The following is a 16583-nucleotide window of genomic DNA, read 5'->3' as shown; positions in this document are numbered from 1 at the left end:
CCACTCGCACCTAAAAAATATAAGGTAACAATAATTGGACAAAATACTACTTTATTTGGAAACCGCTTCCAAAACATTTAGAAAAGCGCAGGACGCCTTGCCCAGCCTAAGGCAAGCTTAAGCAGGGTTTTCAAAAGAGGTAGCCCCCCTATTTTCAATAAAAACAGGGGGGTTTTAAGGTTGTTTACGATAGGAACTTGGTGTTGCTTGTTCATATTCTTTAAATAGGCGAATAAAATATTTCGTTGTTTTATACCCAACATCTTCAGCAATTTCATTTACCGTTTTATTCGTTGTAATTAATAGTCGTTTCGCTTCTTGTAGACGAAATCTCGTAAGGTATTCACTAAATGTTAAATTTGTCTGTTCTTTAAATAGGGCACTGAAATAACTCGGGTTTAAATGGACGTAGTTGGCTACTTCCTTTAACGATAATTCCATGGCATAGTTCTCTTCAACAAAACTGATCGCTTCTTTAATCGATTTATGCACAAACCTTCCATCTAAATTTAAATCAAGTAATTTTTCATCTACTACTTGTTCAATAATTCCAGCCCTTTCCTGTTTTTCATCTAATTTTAGTGCTTTTTCAACTTCCTCAACCAACTCTTGTTTACTGATTGGCTTTAACAAATAATTAACAACACCCAACCTTAATGCTTCTTGTGCATACTGAAATTCTGAATAGGCAGAAATAACAATCACTACCGGTAATTTATTTTGCTTTTTCATTGCCTCTAATAGCTGTAATCCTGTAATTTCAGGCATGCGGATATCAGTGATTAATAAATTTATTTTATTATTGTTCATTCTCTCCATTGCTTCATGTCCACTGGCTGCTGTTAATATATTAAGTTTCCCCTCTGCCCAATTATCCAATGTTTTCTTAATTCCTTCTCTTGACCTCGGTTCATCATCAACAATTAAAATCGTTTTCCCTTGCATTTAGACTCTCCCCCCCATAAATCGGTATCTCAAAATAAATCCTTGTTCCCTTATTTTTCTGACTTTCTATTATTAATCCATTTACATCCTCATGACTGAAGTATAAATGCAAACGTTTATGAACATTTGAAATAGCGATGCCACTCCCCTTTTCGGAGTTCACTCCCGCAACGTTCATCGTCTTATAAATCCATTCGATTGTTTCATTATCCATGCCAGGACCGTCATCTTGTACCGTTATGAGTAATCGATTAGATTTTTCTGATTGTGTGACGGTTACACACACATGACAGTCACCTATCTTATTTCCTGCACCATGAAGGATTGCATTCTCAACTAACGGCTGGATAAGAAGTTTCGGGATTTTTACCCGTTCCCATTGTTCCGGAACGTCCTTTATCCATTTCAAACGTTCCCCAAAACGCATCCTCATGATTAGCATGTAACGGTCGATTTGTTCCATTTCCTCCTTTATTGAAACCCATTCCCCTTCTAAATTTTTACTAATGGTATACCTAAATAATTTGGACATCGCTAGCACCAATTCTGCTAATTCGTTCTCCTCTTTTTCATCCAATGCCCAATATAAACTGTCTAATGTATTGAATAAAAAATGGGGATGAATTTGCGCTTGTAGTGCCTTTAACTCTGATCGGTTTTTGGTTAATTCCTTCTCATAAACCATTTGGATTAAATGGTTTGTTTCTTCTACTAATTGATTATAGGTATTGTTTAATTCATGAATTTCAACTGTTGAAGGAGTCGATGGGTTTTGTGACAATGCTCCCTTACTTGCTTGTCTCATCGTATTTGTTAGCTGAATAATTGGCCTAGTAATAAATGTTGTCAAAAAAAGCGAACAAATGGAGAAAAAGACAAAGCCGACAAGACCTGAGACAATAATAATCGTCCTAAGTACATCCATCCCTTTTACTAACTCTTGAACAGGAGTTAAAATGAGTAACGTCCAATTAGTTGAATCAGACTTGTTTGAGACAATCATATATTCTGTATTATTGATTGTAACCGTCTCTTTTTGTGTATTTAGCAGTTCTTGTTCGCGACCTGAATAATTACTTACAACCGGGTTTAACCGTTGATCTAGTACAATCATCAATTGATTTTCGACTGTTTGTCGTGGTGCATTATATTTGAAATAACTTTTGTTAATTTGAATGAGTAAATAGCCACCATTACGGAAAGAATTATCCATTAGACTTACTTGCCGAATCGCTAAGAAATAATCTTCAAATTTTGGATCTTGTCCAACCCATACTAGGCCACCTTTTTTTTGATTTGCTTGGAATATTGAACGACCGTCAAGTCGATTTAGCAACGATCCACTTGATAGGGGTAGAATTTTTTTAAATTTACTTGTATACAGTTCAACAGAATAAATTCCATCTGCATTAGCTTGCAATGTATTGGTAATATCCATTAAGGATTGCCGTTGACTAAATGTCGTCTTTATCCCTTGATTTTCTAACTTTAGTAACTGTTGAACATCTTCGTTCGTTGCGATTTGTTTCGTAACCATGTTAATTTGTTCATAAAGAGAATCAAACCTACCACTTGCTTCCGCAGCAACTTGTTTCATTTGGTCCTCTGCATTATTTTTTAATATTGCAGAAACTCTGTTGAATGTCATAATGCCAACGATTACGAGCACAATTACCATCACTATCACAAAGACAAACAGAATTTGATTTCTAAGTGTATTTAATTTTCCTACTGAAAACACAGCAATCATCCTTACGTTTTTCCGTTACAATAATCTGGAAGTTTTTTTATGAGAGAAATAATGATGGTTGGGGTACAAAATATCGGGTTAATCTGTAGCAATTTTCATGTTCACTTATAAACTTGGCTTACGTGAAACAAAACACTGTTTAACTATATGTAAACAGTGTTTTTGCTCATCTTTACTATCCGTTACGATCTAAAATCCATTAACTCTTGATTAATCTCAATTGTTTGATGATACACTTTTTTATAAACGGAGAATAGTGTTTTGTACTTCTCCACATTCTCTTTTATTGGTTCATATGTTTCAGCGTCTTGCAGGAACTCGTCTGCACAAGCTTGTAACGTCGTAAACCAGCCACATCCATAAGCAGCAAGCATCGCCGCACCCATACCAGGTCCTTGCTCACTCGTTAGCTTAATAATTTTGGCATTAAAAATGTCAGCTTGCATTTGTAACCATTCTTTATTCTTAGCTCCTCCACCTATTGAATAGATCTCATCGATTTGTTTGCCATTTCCCCTAAAAATTTCAATCGATTCGTTAAGGGAGAACGTAATGCCTTCAAGCACCGCACGAGCAAAGTCACGACGGCGATGTGAACTATCCATGCCAATAAAACTACCACGAATAGTTGAATCTGCATGAGGCGTTCTTTCACCAACAAGGTATGGAGTAAACAGTAATCCGTGAGAACCTACCGGAACGTTTCCCACTTCACTTAATAAAGTGTCAAAATCTTCCTTTTCCGCAAACACATTTTTAAACCAAGATAAACTGTGACCAGCAGACAACGTAACACCCATCGTGTAGTAAGCATCCGGAGCACTATGATTAAAATAGTGAACCTTGCCTTCGTAGTCCTTATCCCCGTTTTCTTCATAGGACAAAACAACACCAGATGTACCGATACTTGCAAAAGTCTTTCCTTCTGACAAAATCCCTGAACCAACTGCACCACAAGCATTATCTGCTCCACCAGCAAACACTTTAGTTGAAGCATTCAAGCCTGTTTGTTGAACGATTTCAGGTAATAAAGCACCAACGTCATCATAGGAATTGACTAATGGTGGACAAATAGACATATCTAAATCAAGTAATTCGCATATTTCTTTACTCCACTCTTTTGCACTCACGTCTAACAAACTCGTACCTGCAGCATCAGAGTAATCCATGTGTAATTGACCAGTTAAACGATATCTTAAATAATCTTTTGGCAATAAGAATAGAGTTGCTTGTTCGAAAATTTCTGGTTCATTTTCTCTAACCCATAAAATTTTCGGCAAAGTAAATCCTTCTAATGCCATATTTTTGGTAATGTCAATAAATCGCTCGCGTCCAACCTTGTCATAAATATCTCGACATTGTTTTGTTGTTCGCGTATCGTTCCATAGAATTGCATTTCTTAATATTTCATTGTCTTTATTCAAAAGAACAAGTCCATGCATTTGTCCGGAAAAGCTCATTCCTTCGATATCGTGGACATCCCCACCAAAATCATTGATGAGTTCAGACAGTCCTGCAACTGTCTGACTCACCCACTCTTCAGGATTTTGTTCACTATATCCCGTTTTTTCTTGGATCAAAGGATAGTCTTTCGATACTTCGTAAGTAACTTCTCCCATTTGATTGACAAGTAATAACTTTACAGCACTTGTTCCTAAATCAACACCAATTACGTACTTCATTTTAGGACACCTCTCTTTTAGTAATTACTCAGCAAGGGAAGTAACTAAATATTTGTTAATGGTCGCTTTAATGCTTTCTACGCGACCAGATTTATTTGGCGTAACTTCGCCAATCTTAAGTGCATGGTCTTCTAATGATGTAAAGGTTGCTTTTCCGTCTACAATATCTTTACCGATACCAGTAGTGTAGCTAGCATAGCGCTCTTCAACAAATGAATCAAACACCTTATCTTCAATTAATTTGTTAGCTACTTTTGTTCCGATAGCAAATGCATCCATACCAGCAATGTGCGCATGGAAAAGATCGTCTTGTTCGAATGATCCTCTTCTAATTTTCGCATCAAAGTTTAATCCACCAGTACCTAAACCACCATTTTTAATAATTTCATACATGGCTAATGTAGTTGAGTATAGATCTGTTGGAAATTCATCTGTATCCCATCCAAGAAGTGGGTCGCCTTGGTTAGCGTCTACAGAACCTAACATGCCATTAATTCTTGCCCAACGTAATTCATGCTCGAAAGTATGCCCGGCTAGTGTAGCGTGGTTTGCTTCAATATTCAACTTAAAGTCGTTTTCTAAACCATACGTTCTTAAGAAACCAATTGTTGTAGCTACATCAAAATCATATTGGTGTGTAGTAGGTTCTTTTGGTTTTGGCTCAATTAAGAATTGTGCATCGAAACCGATTTCTTTTGCATAATCAACTGCTAGTTGGAAGAAACGTCCAAGGTTGTCTTGCTCTAACTTAAGGTCAGTGTTAAGTAGTGACTCATACCCTTCACGTCCACCCCAAAATACAAAGTTTTCTCCACCTAGTTCTTTACCAATTTCTAATTGTTTCTTAACTTTAGCTGCTGCATATGCAAATACGTCAGCATTGTTTGAAGAAGCAGCACCGTGTACAAACCGCGGATTTGTAAAGTTATTTGCTGTGTTCCAAAGTAACTTTACCTCGCTATCCTTCATGTAATCTTTAATCATTGCAACAATCGTGTCTTGGTTTTTATTTGATTCTGCTAGCGTATCACCTTCTGGAGCGATATCAACATCATGGAAACAGAAATATGGAACACCTAATTTTCCGAAAAATTCAAATGCTGCCTCTACTCTTGCTTTAGCTAAATCCATTCCTGTATATTTGTCCCAATTACGGATTGCTGTAGCAGAACCGAACGGATCAGTACCACCGGCTGTGAAAGTGTGCCAGTATGCAACACCAAAACGCAAGAACTCTTCCATTGTTTTACCATTGATTTTTTCTTCAGGATTATAAAATTTGAACGCAAAAGGATTGTTTGATTTTGCTCCTTCATATTGAATCTTGTTAACGTTTTCAAAGTATGCCATTTACTAAAACCTCCAAATGATAATATTATTTAACTTTATGTGTTCATTATAGCAACGTTCTCATAGTTTGTCTAGCGAATGAACTAAGTTTATGTTAAAATAACAGTACAAAAAATCGAGAGAGTGATATGCGGTGAATCAAACGTGGAATCAACATGTAGTCAAAAAGGAAAATAAGACACTTGTACTCGAAGTAATTAAAGTTAAATCCCCTATCTCAAGAGCTGATATCGCTCAAGTTACTGGATTGAACAAGGGAACTGTTTCTTCTTTAGTAAGTGAACTAATCGACGAACAATTAATCTATGAATCAGGGCCCGGACAGTCAAGTGGTGGAAGAAGGCCGGTAATGCTGCTGTTTAATCAAAATGCTGGTTACTCGATTGGGCTTGATTTAGGTGTTAACTACTTGTTAGGAGTATTGACCGATCTAAATGGAAATATTATATATGAAACAAAAGTTTCGATAAATGACTTCTCCTATCCATCTGTCTTAAAGCAACTAATCAAATCGATTGAATATTTAATGTCGTCCACTCCTGAAAGCCCTTACGGTATTATAGGAATTGGTATTGGAGTGCCAGGTATCGTAAGTAATGAGGGCAGCATTCTTTTAGCGCCTAACTTAGGCTGGGAAAACATTGATTTGAAAACAGTAATCGAAGAAACATTTGGCCTCCCTGTTATTATTGAAAACGAAGCAAATGCTGGTGCTTATGGTGAAAAAATGTTCGGCGCAGGAAAGGACTTTTCAAACATCATTTATATTAGTGTTGGCATAGGTATTGGTGTTGGACTAATTTTAAATGATAGCTTATATAAGGGGAATAACGGATTCTCCGGTGAACTTGGTCATATGACGATTGAAATAAATGGGTTGAAATGCCGCTGCGGTAATCGTGGTTGTTGGGAGTTATATGCTTCTGAACAAGCATTGATAAAGCGGGCCGAAGAACTCGAATTAGTTTCAAGCGACCAGACCATTAGTTTAGACCTATTAAATGAATTAGCTGAAAACGGACATATGGAAACAATTCAACTATTAAGTGGTATCGGTGATTTTCTTGGAGTTGGGATCAACAACATTATAAATACGTTTAATCCTCAACAAATAATTATAGGTAACAGGCTTGCTACATCAGAAAAATGGATTAAGTCTTCATTAGATGACCGCGTCAATAATTACGCACTTCGATTTAATCGAGATGAGTTAGAAATTAAGTTTTCCGAATTGACTACACATTCTACCTCATTAGGGGTAGCAGCCTTTATTATTGAAAATTTCTTTAAATCTGACTTAGTTACAAACCCTTAAAGGTGCTACGGGAATCAGCGACTTATTTTATAAGGTAAGAAAGTATAAAAAATGCAAGAACTGTCTAGCTCCGGACGCCTACCCCCTCGAGTTCTGGGCAAGGCGCCCTGCGCTTTTCTAATTATGCAAATGGCGTATAGGCTTTCTACACGCTTTTTTTCTGATCACCTAAACGCAAAAAAGTAGGAAACCTATAAGTTTCCTACTTTTTTTCTCTATCTATCCTTTTACTGCACTCGAAGAAATCCCTTCGACAACTTTATTACTAAAGAAAAAGAACAGTATTAATACTGGTACGATACTAATGATTAGGGTTGCACCAATTGGTCCCCAATCGGTTTGATACTGACCGATAAAATTCTGAATCCCAACTGTTAACGTCTTAAACTTGTTAGAATTAATAAATGTGTTAACGAAAATAAACTCATTCCAGTTATAAATCATGTTAATAATAACAGTTGTTGACATTACTGGAGTAGTCATCGGTAAAATAATCTGGAAAAATAATCGGTTAATCGAGCAGCCATCAATAACTGCTGCCTCTTCAATTTCACGTGGCAGTGTATAGTAAAAACCTAAAAGAATCATCATTGTAATCGGTAAATTATATGTCGTGTAGGTGATAACAATTGAAAGTGGATTGTCAATTAAATTCACTCCTAAAAACATACTGAACAACGGAATGAGTGCAGACTGAACCGGAATCATTAATCCGACCATAAACAATATTAACACGAAACCACTTAACTTCCACTGCATCCTTGTAATTGCAAACGTTGCCATACTTGCTAAGATAACAGTAAGAATAATAGCTAAAACAGTAATCCAGATACTGTTGAAGAAATATAAACCAATGTCACCCTGCCATGCTTTCACATAGTTCTCCCATTTTGGATCTGTAGGCAAGGCAAAAGGAGACAAACCAAAGATTTCACTATTATCCTTCAACGAGAACATGAATAGCCACACAAGCGGAAAGACTTGAATAACCGCAACAATAGCTAGAAAAACATACAAAATCGAATAACCTAAACGTCCCATTAACGCGCCCTCCTTTTAGTATTGCAGTTCATCTTTAGATTCAGTAAGTTTTTGGATAATGACTGTAACAATTAAAGTAATAACTAATAGTAAGAAACCAATCGCACTACCATACCCAAAGTCATAGCTTGCAAATGCTAATTTGTACATATAGGAAGCCATTACTTCACTAGCTCCGTTAGGTCCCCCACCAGTCATAACGAAAATTAAATCAAAATACTTAAGTGACCCAACAATTGCTAGAACAATTGTTACTTTTACTACTCCCATAATTAAAGGAAGTTTAATTTTATAAGCTATTTGCCATGCGGTTGCTCCATCAATTCTTGCCGCCTCAATTAACGTTTCAGGAATGTTTTTCAGCGCAGCATAGTAAATCAAAATATAGAAACCAGCATACTGCCATAGAATCGGAATGAATATGGCATATAATACAATATCTGGTTCTGCTAACCAAGCAGGAGGATTATCTACTCCCAAAGTCATCAGAAGGCTATTTAACATACCATTGATTGGATTGTAAACTTTAATCCATAACTGAGCGATTGCAACAGATGAAAGCAACATTGGGATTAAGTATATTTTCCTTAAAATATCTGATCCTTTAATTTTCGAAGCTAAAATGAGTGATATTATTAAATAAATCGCCAAACTCAATGTTGAAAAAACTGCCAACAAAAATGAGTGTGATGCACTGCTCCAAAAATCCTCATCTTTTATTGCTTCCATATAGTTTTCCAATCCAATAAATGTCATATCGCCGATTCCGTCCCATTTCATTAAACCGTAGTACCCAGTTAACACCAATGGTACATAAATCAATACTCCAATTAATAATAGTGCCGGCAATATGTAGAGCGCTATCATCAATTTGTTAGACATTACTTTTTTCATGTACTTTCAACCCCTTTCATAGTTTCCCTACAACTGTTCACATTCCTTAGAAATTATATAGAGTAGAAAAGGACAATCCCCACATATTAAGAATATGCCCTCTTCTAGTGAATCTAATCACAATTATTCATTATTTGATAGTGCTTCTTCATGTGCTTCGACAAATTCCTCAGGTGTTACATTACCACCAAATAACGACTGAATCATATCTAAGTGTACTTGAGCTGGTTGTGCGGTCATAATATTGTCAGCAAATAAAGTAATATCACTTGCATTCGCTAGATCTCCAAGCATTTGTGACACAAGTGGTGGTAGGTCAAGTGATTCTGTATCTAACTTCATCGCAGGAATAATCCCAGCATCTTGAAGGGAGCTTTCAGCTAATTTTTCCACAAAGAATTTTGCGAACTGTTTTGCTTCTTCTTTCACTTCAGACTTTTCAGCAACGAAGACTCCTGCTGTTCCGCCTACAAAACTGTCGATATCACCTTTTCCTCCTTCAACAGTAGGGAATTTAAAATAGCCTACATTATCTTTAAATTCTTGGGGAGTATCTTCATTTGTTGTAAAATTCGGCAATGACCAGGATGCCGTTAAGTACATCGCAGTTAGTCCATTCATAAACATATTCTCTGCTTCTAGGTTAGTCATTCCATTCGTACCTTTAATAAATGCGCCTTGACCAACCAATTCTTGAATTTGTGCAGCGGCTTCGATTAAACCAGGATCTTCGAAAGTGCCGGTACGGTTAACCGCATTTTCAATGGTGTCAGGTCCAGCAATTCGGTCTGCTAAATACATATACCAAATTGACCCTGTCCATCTGTCCTTATTACCCAACGCGATCGGTGTTACACCATTGTCTTTCAAGACTGTGGCAACATTTTTTAATTCTGCCAATGTTGTCGGCACCTCAACACCATTTTCTTCAAAAATTGCTTTATTATAGAAGATTCCAGTAATGTTGATTTCCTCTGGCAATCCATAAGTTTTTCCTTCTACTTCAAAGGATTCTAGTGTACCTCCAGCAAATTTGTTTCTAAATTCGTCATCTAAAATGTCATCGAACGAAGCGAACTTATTTCCTTCAGCGTAAGGCTTTAACCATCCCCCCGGCCAAGCTTGACCAACGTCTGGCAACTCATTAGATGCCGCCAAAACCTTTAGTTTGTCTTTGTATTGTTCAGCACTTAAAACTTCTTGTTCTACTTTAACGCCAGGATTTTCTTTTTCAAATGCTGAAATGATGTCGTTAACTAATTTATTTTGTTTAGCAGAACTTCCTTCCGTCCATTGGTGCATGAAGTTAATGACTGTGGAATCATCTGAATCTGAGCTCGCACCATCATTTTTACTAGCAGAATCTCCATTACTCCCACATCCCGCTAGTAAAAACAATGCTACAAGAACTACAAAAATAGTTGAAAACGCTTTCTTTGTGTTCATAGTTGTCATTCCCCCTGTTTCCTCTATCTTTTATGTTTTTACAGGTTTTATAATAGCAAACGCCCCCTTGTTTGTCTAGTTGATGAACAAAGTGTTCAAAGCACTAATTTTTATGTAAAAACTGTTGAAAAGCTTGGTATTACTGAAGTTTAGATTATGTTCCCTTTTAACTAACCCAAACATAAGCACCATAAATGCCAAAATATCTTCACCTTTTTACAACCATTTTCTCACATGAATCCAAATAATTTTAGCTTCACCGGTCGTTTTATCTATTAATTATTTTCAAATAGAGAAATACATCTATTAATATAAGTTAGTCCACCAAACAAACTAACTTATTGCCATACAAGTTTCTTTTACCAATTCCCGGTGTTAAAGCTAAAAAAAAATAAAAACAGAGGATTAACTCTGTTTTTAAATAAAGTAAGAAGGATACTTCTCCTTAAGTTGTTCTTTTTCAAAGTTAATAAGCTTCAAATGACTACTCATTAACTTCTCTGCTTCTTCAGCATTCTTCTCTGAAATTCTTTCAAACAAAGCCTTATGCTGGTTAACAACAACGTTCCAGTCTGGATTGGATGCTAGCCTCAACATTCTAACCCGGTCAAAATGGCTGTTCATTTGACTAACCATATACCATGTTTTTATTTTGTTACATCCATGAAACAAGATACGGTGAAATTGCCCGTCTAAGTCAAACAGCCGCTGGTAGGACTCTTTTTCCACACAAAGCTCTTGCATAGTTACATTTGTTTCTAATTGGAATAAATGTTCATCGTCTAATCTATGACACGCTTCTCGCACCACGGCACGTTCGATATGCTCTCTTACAAATCGTCCTTCCTCAACCAAATTTAAATCTATTTTAGAAATTATTGTGCCACTTTGTGGAAAAATTCCAATTAATTCTTCTTGTGCCAGTTTAAGAAATGCTTCTCTAACAGGTGTACGGCTAACATTTAACTGATTTCCGATTTCTTTTTCTGAAACCTTTGTACCAGGTTTTAGTTGCCAATTGATTATTTGTTCCTTTATGATTTGATAGACATAATCTCTATTAGAGCCATTTGTTCGACTTTTTAGTGTTGCCATATTATCCCCGCCCCATTCTTCCTCTACACTTCGTCCTTAAATCAAGCCATTTGAGTTGGTCGGTTGTTAGGTGAATATCTAATGCTTTTATACTTGAATACAATTCCGCTTTATTTTGAGATCCGATTAAAGCACTGATCGGAAACGGCTGCTGCAAAACATATGCCAAGGCTATCTGATTCGTGTTTCCACCTATCTGCTCTGAAAGTTCCGTTGCTCTACGATACCTTTCCCAGTTCTCTTCACTATAATAAACTCTTGCAATATTTTCATCGCTCACCGCATTTGGACTATACCTGCCTGTAAAAAAGCCACCAGCTTGTGATGACCACGATAGTAATGGCATTTGAACAGCTTCATGCCAGTTTAAGCTACATTCATCAACGGAAATACAGCCTGGCCACATCGGTTCATTTGGTTTTGCAAGGCTTAAATTAGAACTGTTGGCCGAAACACCAATTAAACCATTTTTCTTTGCATAGTTGTTGGCCTCTTCAATTCTTTGATTCGTCCAATTGGAAACACCAATTGCTTTAATTCTTCCTTCATTATAATGATCATTGAGGGTATTAATTATCACTTCTACAGGGATATCGGGGTTATCACGATGGAGCATATAAATATCAATATAATCCGTTTGGAGCCGGTCAAGACTTTCATACAAATCAGTTGTAATTGCTTCTGGATTTACTCTCGGTCCGTATTCGTCAGGATGAGCCCCTTTATCTATAATCACAACTTTATTTCGATTCCCCCTTCCTTTTAGCCATTTTCCTATCGCCTTTTCACTCTTACCGTCATTATAAATATGTGCAGTATCAAGAGTATTCCCTCCAGATTCTAAAAAGGAATCTAACAAACTATTAACCTGATCCATCTTTGAAGGTGAAAAAGTCATAGTTCCTAAAATTAATTTTGAAACCCTCTTATTAATACCAGGAATTTTGATGAATTTCATTTTTATAAGACCCCTCTTTTTTATTTTTTAATCTGAATCTATTGCAAAAAATCATCACCCATGTATCGATTTTGTGTAATCGCTTTATTTATCTTGCAGATTATGATACTTTAATAGTATCTTTCACAAAAGTTGGGTGACATAATGAACATTTTTTCGGTTGACTCTCGATTCTATCAATTCCTAAATATTATTACTAACTTTTTTCTATTAAATTTGTTATGGATTATTTTCTGTATTCCTGTTTTCACTATCTTCCCTTCTACTACAGGAATGTTTGGTGTTGTAAGACAATGGAAATTAAATAATGAAACAAGTGTATTTCGTCTGTTTTTCACTTATTTTAAGCAAAACTTTAAAATAAGTATTCAATTAAGTGTGATTTGGTTGATCATTCTTTTAATCTTAGTAGTAGATTTTTATTTTGTTACTAATATTGATACAAACATTAAATATTTTTTATTTCCTTTCTTTTTTGCTTTAGGATTTATCTATTTGTTTACGTCCGTTTTTTTGTTCCCTGTACTTGTTAATTTTGAATTGGAATGGAAAGCAATCATTAAGAATTCTTTTCTTTTAGGAATTAGCCATCTACATATTGTTTTTTTCGCTCTACTATTAATAATAGTTACTTACTTAGGCTTTGTTGTATTCCCAATCTTATTTTTAATCATGTTTAGTACTTGTAGTTATTTCGTTTATCTACTTTGTAATAGTGTTTTTAAAAAGATGAAACACCCCATAAAGATTGAAAATAGATAATAAATTGCAGAGAAGTAGCTATCCCTTATTTTCAATAGAGGACAGCTACTTTTTTTAAAAAATTGATGAGTCGTTGTTTCATGATTTCTACATCGGTTTCTTTATATAATATTTCTTCTGTACAATTATCACGCTTTTACAGCCCCCTCTGTTAAACCTGCAATAAATTGTTTACTAAATAAGAGGAAGACGATTAAAATTGGAATAGTTGCTAAGAAAGTACCGTTTAAAATCATTGCATAGTCGGTATAGTAGTTGCTATTTAAATTCCTTAACGCAATTTGAATAGTGTGGACACTTGTATCCTTTAATACAACTAACGGCCATAAAAATTCATTCCAAACTTGCATAAATGTTATTAACCCGAGAGTAGCTATTGCAGGTCGTACGGATGGGACTACAACGTTCCAATAAATTCTAAAATTAGAACAACCATCAATTTTTCCTGCATCAATTAATTCATCTGGGATAGCTGATGCAATATACTGTCTCATCCAAAAAACACCAAACGCATTTACAGCCCACGGGACAATAACTGCCTTTAAATCGTTGATCCATCCAAACTTACTAATAATCATATAAGATGGGATTATCCCCAATTGAATAGGAACCATCATCGTAGCAATGACAAATATAAATAACTGTTTATTTCCCTTGAAACGCATTTTAGCAAAGGAAAAGCCTGCTAAGGAACAGAAAAACAATACACTAAATGTAACTAGTGTGGAGACAATAAACGAGTTTAGCACTGCTTGTAAAAAATCAATCCTTTCAAAAACATTTGCTGCATTTTCCATAAAGTTCGAGCCTGGAATAAATGCAGGAGGGAATTTATTTATCGCTGAAGTATCATTAGATCCAATGACAAACATCCAATAAAAAGGGAAAATTGATATTAGAGTTATTATCACTAAAAAGATATAAGTTATAACCTTTCCAATATTAAATCGCTTGGAATTCATTTTCTCACACCCCTTAATCTGCTGAATTAATTCGTCTTGTTATAAATAAGTTAACTAACGAGAATAGAACAATTATGATAAATAATAACCACGCAATGGCTGACGCATAGCCAAAGTTACTTCTTGTAAAAGCTTCTTCATATAAATAAAGGGTCATTGTTAAACCTTGCTTAACACTACCTCCACCAGCGCCTGAGAAAATTAATGGCTCGGAGAAAATCTGCATTCCTCCTATAGTTGAAACAATTACTGTGAAAATAATCATCGGCCTAATCATCGGAATCGTAATCTTAAAGAACTGTTGAATCTTTGAAGCTCCGTCAATCGTAGCAGCTTCATATAAGTCTTTTGGAATACTTTGTAAAGCAGCTAGATAAATAATGGAGTTGTACCCCGTCCACCGCCACATGACCATTGTAGAAATGGCAATATGTGTACCAAGTACCCCGCCTTTCCAATTGATAGGATCCATGCCAACTAAAGATAAGAAGTAATTTAATATGCCATACCGTTCTCCAAATATTGCACCAAAAATAATAGCTACCGCAACAACAGAGGTTATGTTAGGCATAAAAACCGATAATCTAAAGAAATCTTTCCCTTTAATAAATACCTGGTTTAGAATGAACGCCAGGATTAAAGCGAGAAACAGCTGTGGTAGTGTGGACAAAAACCATATACTAAAGGTGTTACCCAATGACTTCCAAAAAGAAGGATCACTCATAAGCATTTGGTAGTTTTGAAAACCAACAAATGTTTTATCGCCTAGGATATTCCATTTATTAAGGGATACATATGCAGTAAAAAAAATGGGAAAAACACCAAAAATACTAAATAAAATAAAAAATGGTGAAATAAAAATATAACCAGCAATTTGGTCTCTTTTCGTTTGATTCAAGCCTTTCATTTTTGACAATTTTAATGATTTATTAGTAGTTTGAGTCTTTAAATTCACATTCATCTAAATCCTCCTTTGCATTTGTTGTAAAGAGACTAACCTAAAAAGGTTAGTCTCTATTTAATTTTATCGGGCTTGTAAGCGTTCAATTTCATCTAACGCCATTTGCCAGCTTTCCTCTGGTGACGCTTGACCATCTACAACTCTAGTTATTGCATCATTAATAGATTGTTCAATCGATATAGAATCAGGACCTTCAACTACAAAGTTTGCTCCTTCAGCTGCCTTCGCAAAAAGACTTCCAACTGGGGCGTTGTTAAAGTATTCACTTTTTAATTCAGTAATTGCAGAGTCATTATATACACTAGGTGTTGATGGGAAGTTACCATTTTTCTTAAATGTTACTATTTGTTGTTCTGGTGAAAGTATCCATTTAATAAATTCATAGGCTTCTTCTGGATATTCGCTTTGCTTAGGAATAGTTAAATACGAACCTCCCATATTTCCTCCACCAGGTATAGACGTCATATCCCACTTACCAGCACTATCTGGTGCGTTCTCAGTAAGTTTTTTTGTATCCCAAGCAGGTGTTATAAATGTAGCGAAGTCTCCATTTTGTAACGCTGTTATCCATTCAGGATCATTACCATCAAGACCGAGTGTCAATCCCTCTTCAATTAATGTTATCGCAGAATCATATGCTTTCTTTAATTGAGCATTGTCTTTTACAATAATGTTACCTTCTTTATCATAATATTTTTGATCTCCTTGCCCCTCGATGACACTGTAGAATCTAGATGGATTTCCTGAAAGTGCACTTCCAGTTTTCGCTTTTATTGTTCTTCCAAGTTCAATATAATCGTCCCATGTTTGAATCATAGCAGATACTTCATCCCGATCAGTAGGGAGACCTGCTGCCTCAAAAATCTCCTTATTATATGCCATAACTATAGGTCCAATATCTGTTGGAATTCCTAGTTGATATTGACCATCAGGTGTTTGAGCATCTTTCCATTTCCAATCAAGATAGTCACCAGCAATTTCATCTGCACCAAGATCAAATAAGTTATAAAAGTTATCAGGATTTGTTTTGTATTTATTAATCCCTTTAACCTCAACTAACGAAATATCAGGTGCTCCACTTCCCGCTGCCAATGCTGTCGTGAGATTGGTGTGAACAGCTGCAAATTCTGACGTTTGAACATCAATTTCTATATCATCATTTTCTTCGTTAAATTGTTCTATTTGATCTTCTAATCCTGTACCAGTCCACAACCATAAGGTTAACTTGACAGGCTTATCACCGCCTCCGTTGTCCCCGGACCCAGAAGAGTTGTTACTGCAACCAATTAAGCTGAAAAATAAAATTAGACCTACAACTACCATGACTCCTTTATTAAAGCTGAATAAATTCTTCATCATGACCCTCCGTTTTTTAAAATATAAAAATACTCTTTTGTAAAGGCTTTCATTTCTGTGGAACTC

Annotated in this window: 14 protein-coding genes; 2 read left to right on the top strand and 12 right to left on the bottom strand. The window is 35.7% G+C overall.

Translation table 11 applies throughout. The features are described 5' to 3' along the window. Positions 1–174 precede the first annotated feature (174 nt). The 4 genes from NC799_RS03965 to xylA form a co-directional block, all read right to left on the bottom strand. Positions 175–945 carry a response regulator gene (locus NC799_RS03965; protein WP_272445051.1) on the bottom strand — a complete coding sequence of 257 codons (771 nt, stop codon included), beginning with the start codon at positions 943–945 and terminating at the stop codon, positions 175–177. Beyond that, positions 917–2695, bottom strand: coding sequence for a cache domain-containing sensor histidine kinase (locus NC799_RS03960; protein WP_272445049.1), 1779 nt, complete (start codon positions 2693–2695; stop codon positions 917–919). Before NC799_RS03960 ends, NC799_RS03965 begins: the two co-directional genes overlap by 29 nt. Before the next feature lie 182 nt (positions 2696–2877). After that, entirely contained in the window at positions 2878–4377 is a 1500-nt protein-coding gene (gene xylB, locus NC799_RS03955; protein ID WP_272445048.1) for a xylulokinase, read from the bottom strand. Positions 4378–4401: 24 nt separating this feature from the next. Beyond that, positions 4402–5727 carry a xylose isomerase gene (gene xylA, locus NC799_RS03950; RefSeq protein ID WP_272445047.1) on the bottom strand — a complete coding sequence of 442 codons (1326 nt, stop codon included), beginning with the start codon at positions 5725–5727 and terminating at the stop codon, positions 4402–4404. A gap of 133 nt (positions 5728–5860) precedes the next feature. On the opposite strand from xylA, the gene NC799_RS03945 reads away from it, so the two are divergent. Then, entirely contained in the window at positions 5861–7042 is a 1182-nt protein-coding gene (locus NC799_RS03945; protein ID WP_272445046.1) for an ROK family transcriptional regulator, read from the top strand. 219 nt (positions 7043–7261) lie between these two features. Here the strand turns inward: NC799_RS03945 and NC799_RS03940 are convergent, their stop codons facing one another. From NC799_RS03940 to NC799_RS03920, 5 genes are all read right to left on the bottom strand, one after another. Beyond that, positions 7262–8083, bottom strand: coding sequence for a carbohydrate ABC transporter permease (locus tag NC799_RS03940; protein ID WP_272445045.1), 822 nt, complete (start codon positions 8081–8083; stop codon positions 7262–7264). Positions 8084–8098: 15 nt separating this feature from the next. Further along, positions 8099–8977, bottom strand: a complete 879-nt coding sequence (locus NC799_RS03935; RefSeq protein ID WP_272445044.1) for a carbohydrate ABC transporter permease — start codon at positions 8975–8977, stop codon at positions 8099–8101. A 123-nt stretch (positions 8978–9100) separates the two neighbouring features. Continuing rightward, positions 9101–10423 carry an extracellular solute-binding protein gene (locus tag NC799_RS03930; protein WP_272445043.1) on the bottom strand — a complete coding sequence of 441 codons (1323 nt, stop codon included), beginning with the start codon at positions 10421–10423 and terminating at the stop codon, positions 9101–9103. Between the two features lie 417 nt (positions 10424–10840). After that, positions 10841–11518, bottom strand: coding sequence for a GntR family transcriptional regulator (locus tag NC799_RS03925; RefSeq protein WP_272445042.1), 678 nt, complete (start codon positions 11516–11518; stop codon positions 10841–10843). A 1-nt stretch (position 11519) separates the two neighbouring features. Next, positions 11520–12476: an aldo/keto reductase gene (locus NC799_RS03920; RefSeq protein ID WP_272445041.1), complete on the bottom strand. Its 957-nt coding sequence runs from the start codon at positions 12474–12476 to the stop codon at positions 11520–11522. Between the two features lie 144 nt (positions 12477–12620). On the opposite strand from NC799_RS03920, the gene NC799_RS03915 reads away from it, so the two are divergent. Beyond that, complete coding sequence (locus tag NC799_RS03915) at positions 12621–13238, top strand: YesL family protein (RefSeq protein ID WP_272445040.1); 618 nt, start codon at positions 12621–12623, stop codon at positions 13236–13238. A 128-nt stretch (positions 13239–13366) separates the two neighbouring features. Here the strand turns inward: NC799_RS03915 and NC799_RS03910 are convergent, their stop codons facing one another. The 3 genes from NC799_RS03910 to NC799_RS03900 form a co-directional block, all read right to left on the bottom strand. Then, positions 13367–14200 carry a carbohydrate ABC transporter permease gene (locus NC799_RS03910; protein WP_272445039.1) on the bottom strand — a complete coding sequence of 278 codons (834 nt, stop codon included), beginning with the start codon at positions 14198–14200 and terminating at the stop codon, positions 13367–13369. Between the two features lie 13 nt (positions 14201–14213). Further along, complete coding sequence (locus NC799_RS03905) at positions 14214–15161, bottom strand: carbohydrate ABC transporter permease (RefSeq protein WP_272445038.1); 948 nt, start codon at positions 15159–15161, stop codon at positions 14214–14216. A gap of 63 nt (positions 15162–15224) precedes the next feature. Continuing rightward, on the bottom strand, positions 15225–16517 hold the full coding sequence (locus NC799_RS03900) for an ABC transporter substrate-binding protein (protein WP_272445037.1): 1293 nt from the start codon (positions 16515–16517) through the stop codon (positions 15225–15227). Positions 16518–16583 lie beyond the last annotated feature (66 nt).

The organism is Aquibacillus salsiterrae, assembly GCF_028416595.1.
Taxonomy (GTDB): domain Bacteria; phylum Bacillota; class Bacilli; order Bacillales; family Amphibacillaceae; genus Aquibacillus_A; species Aquibacillus_A salsiterrae.
The sequence above is the reverse complement of the archived record's forward strand: the minus strand, read 5'-3'. Positions and strand labels throughout refer to the sequence as shown.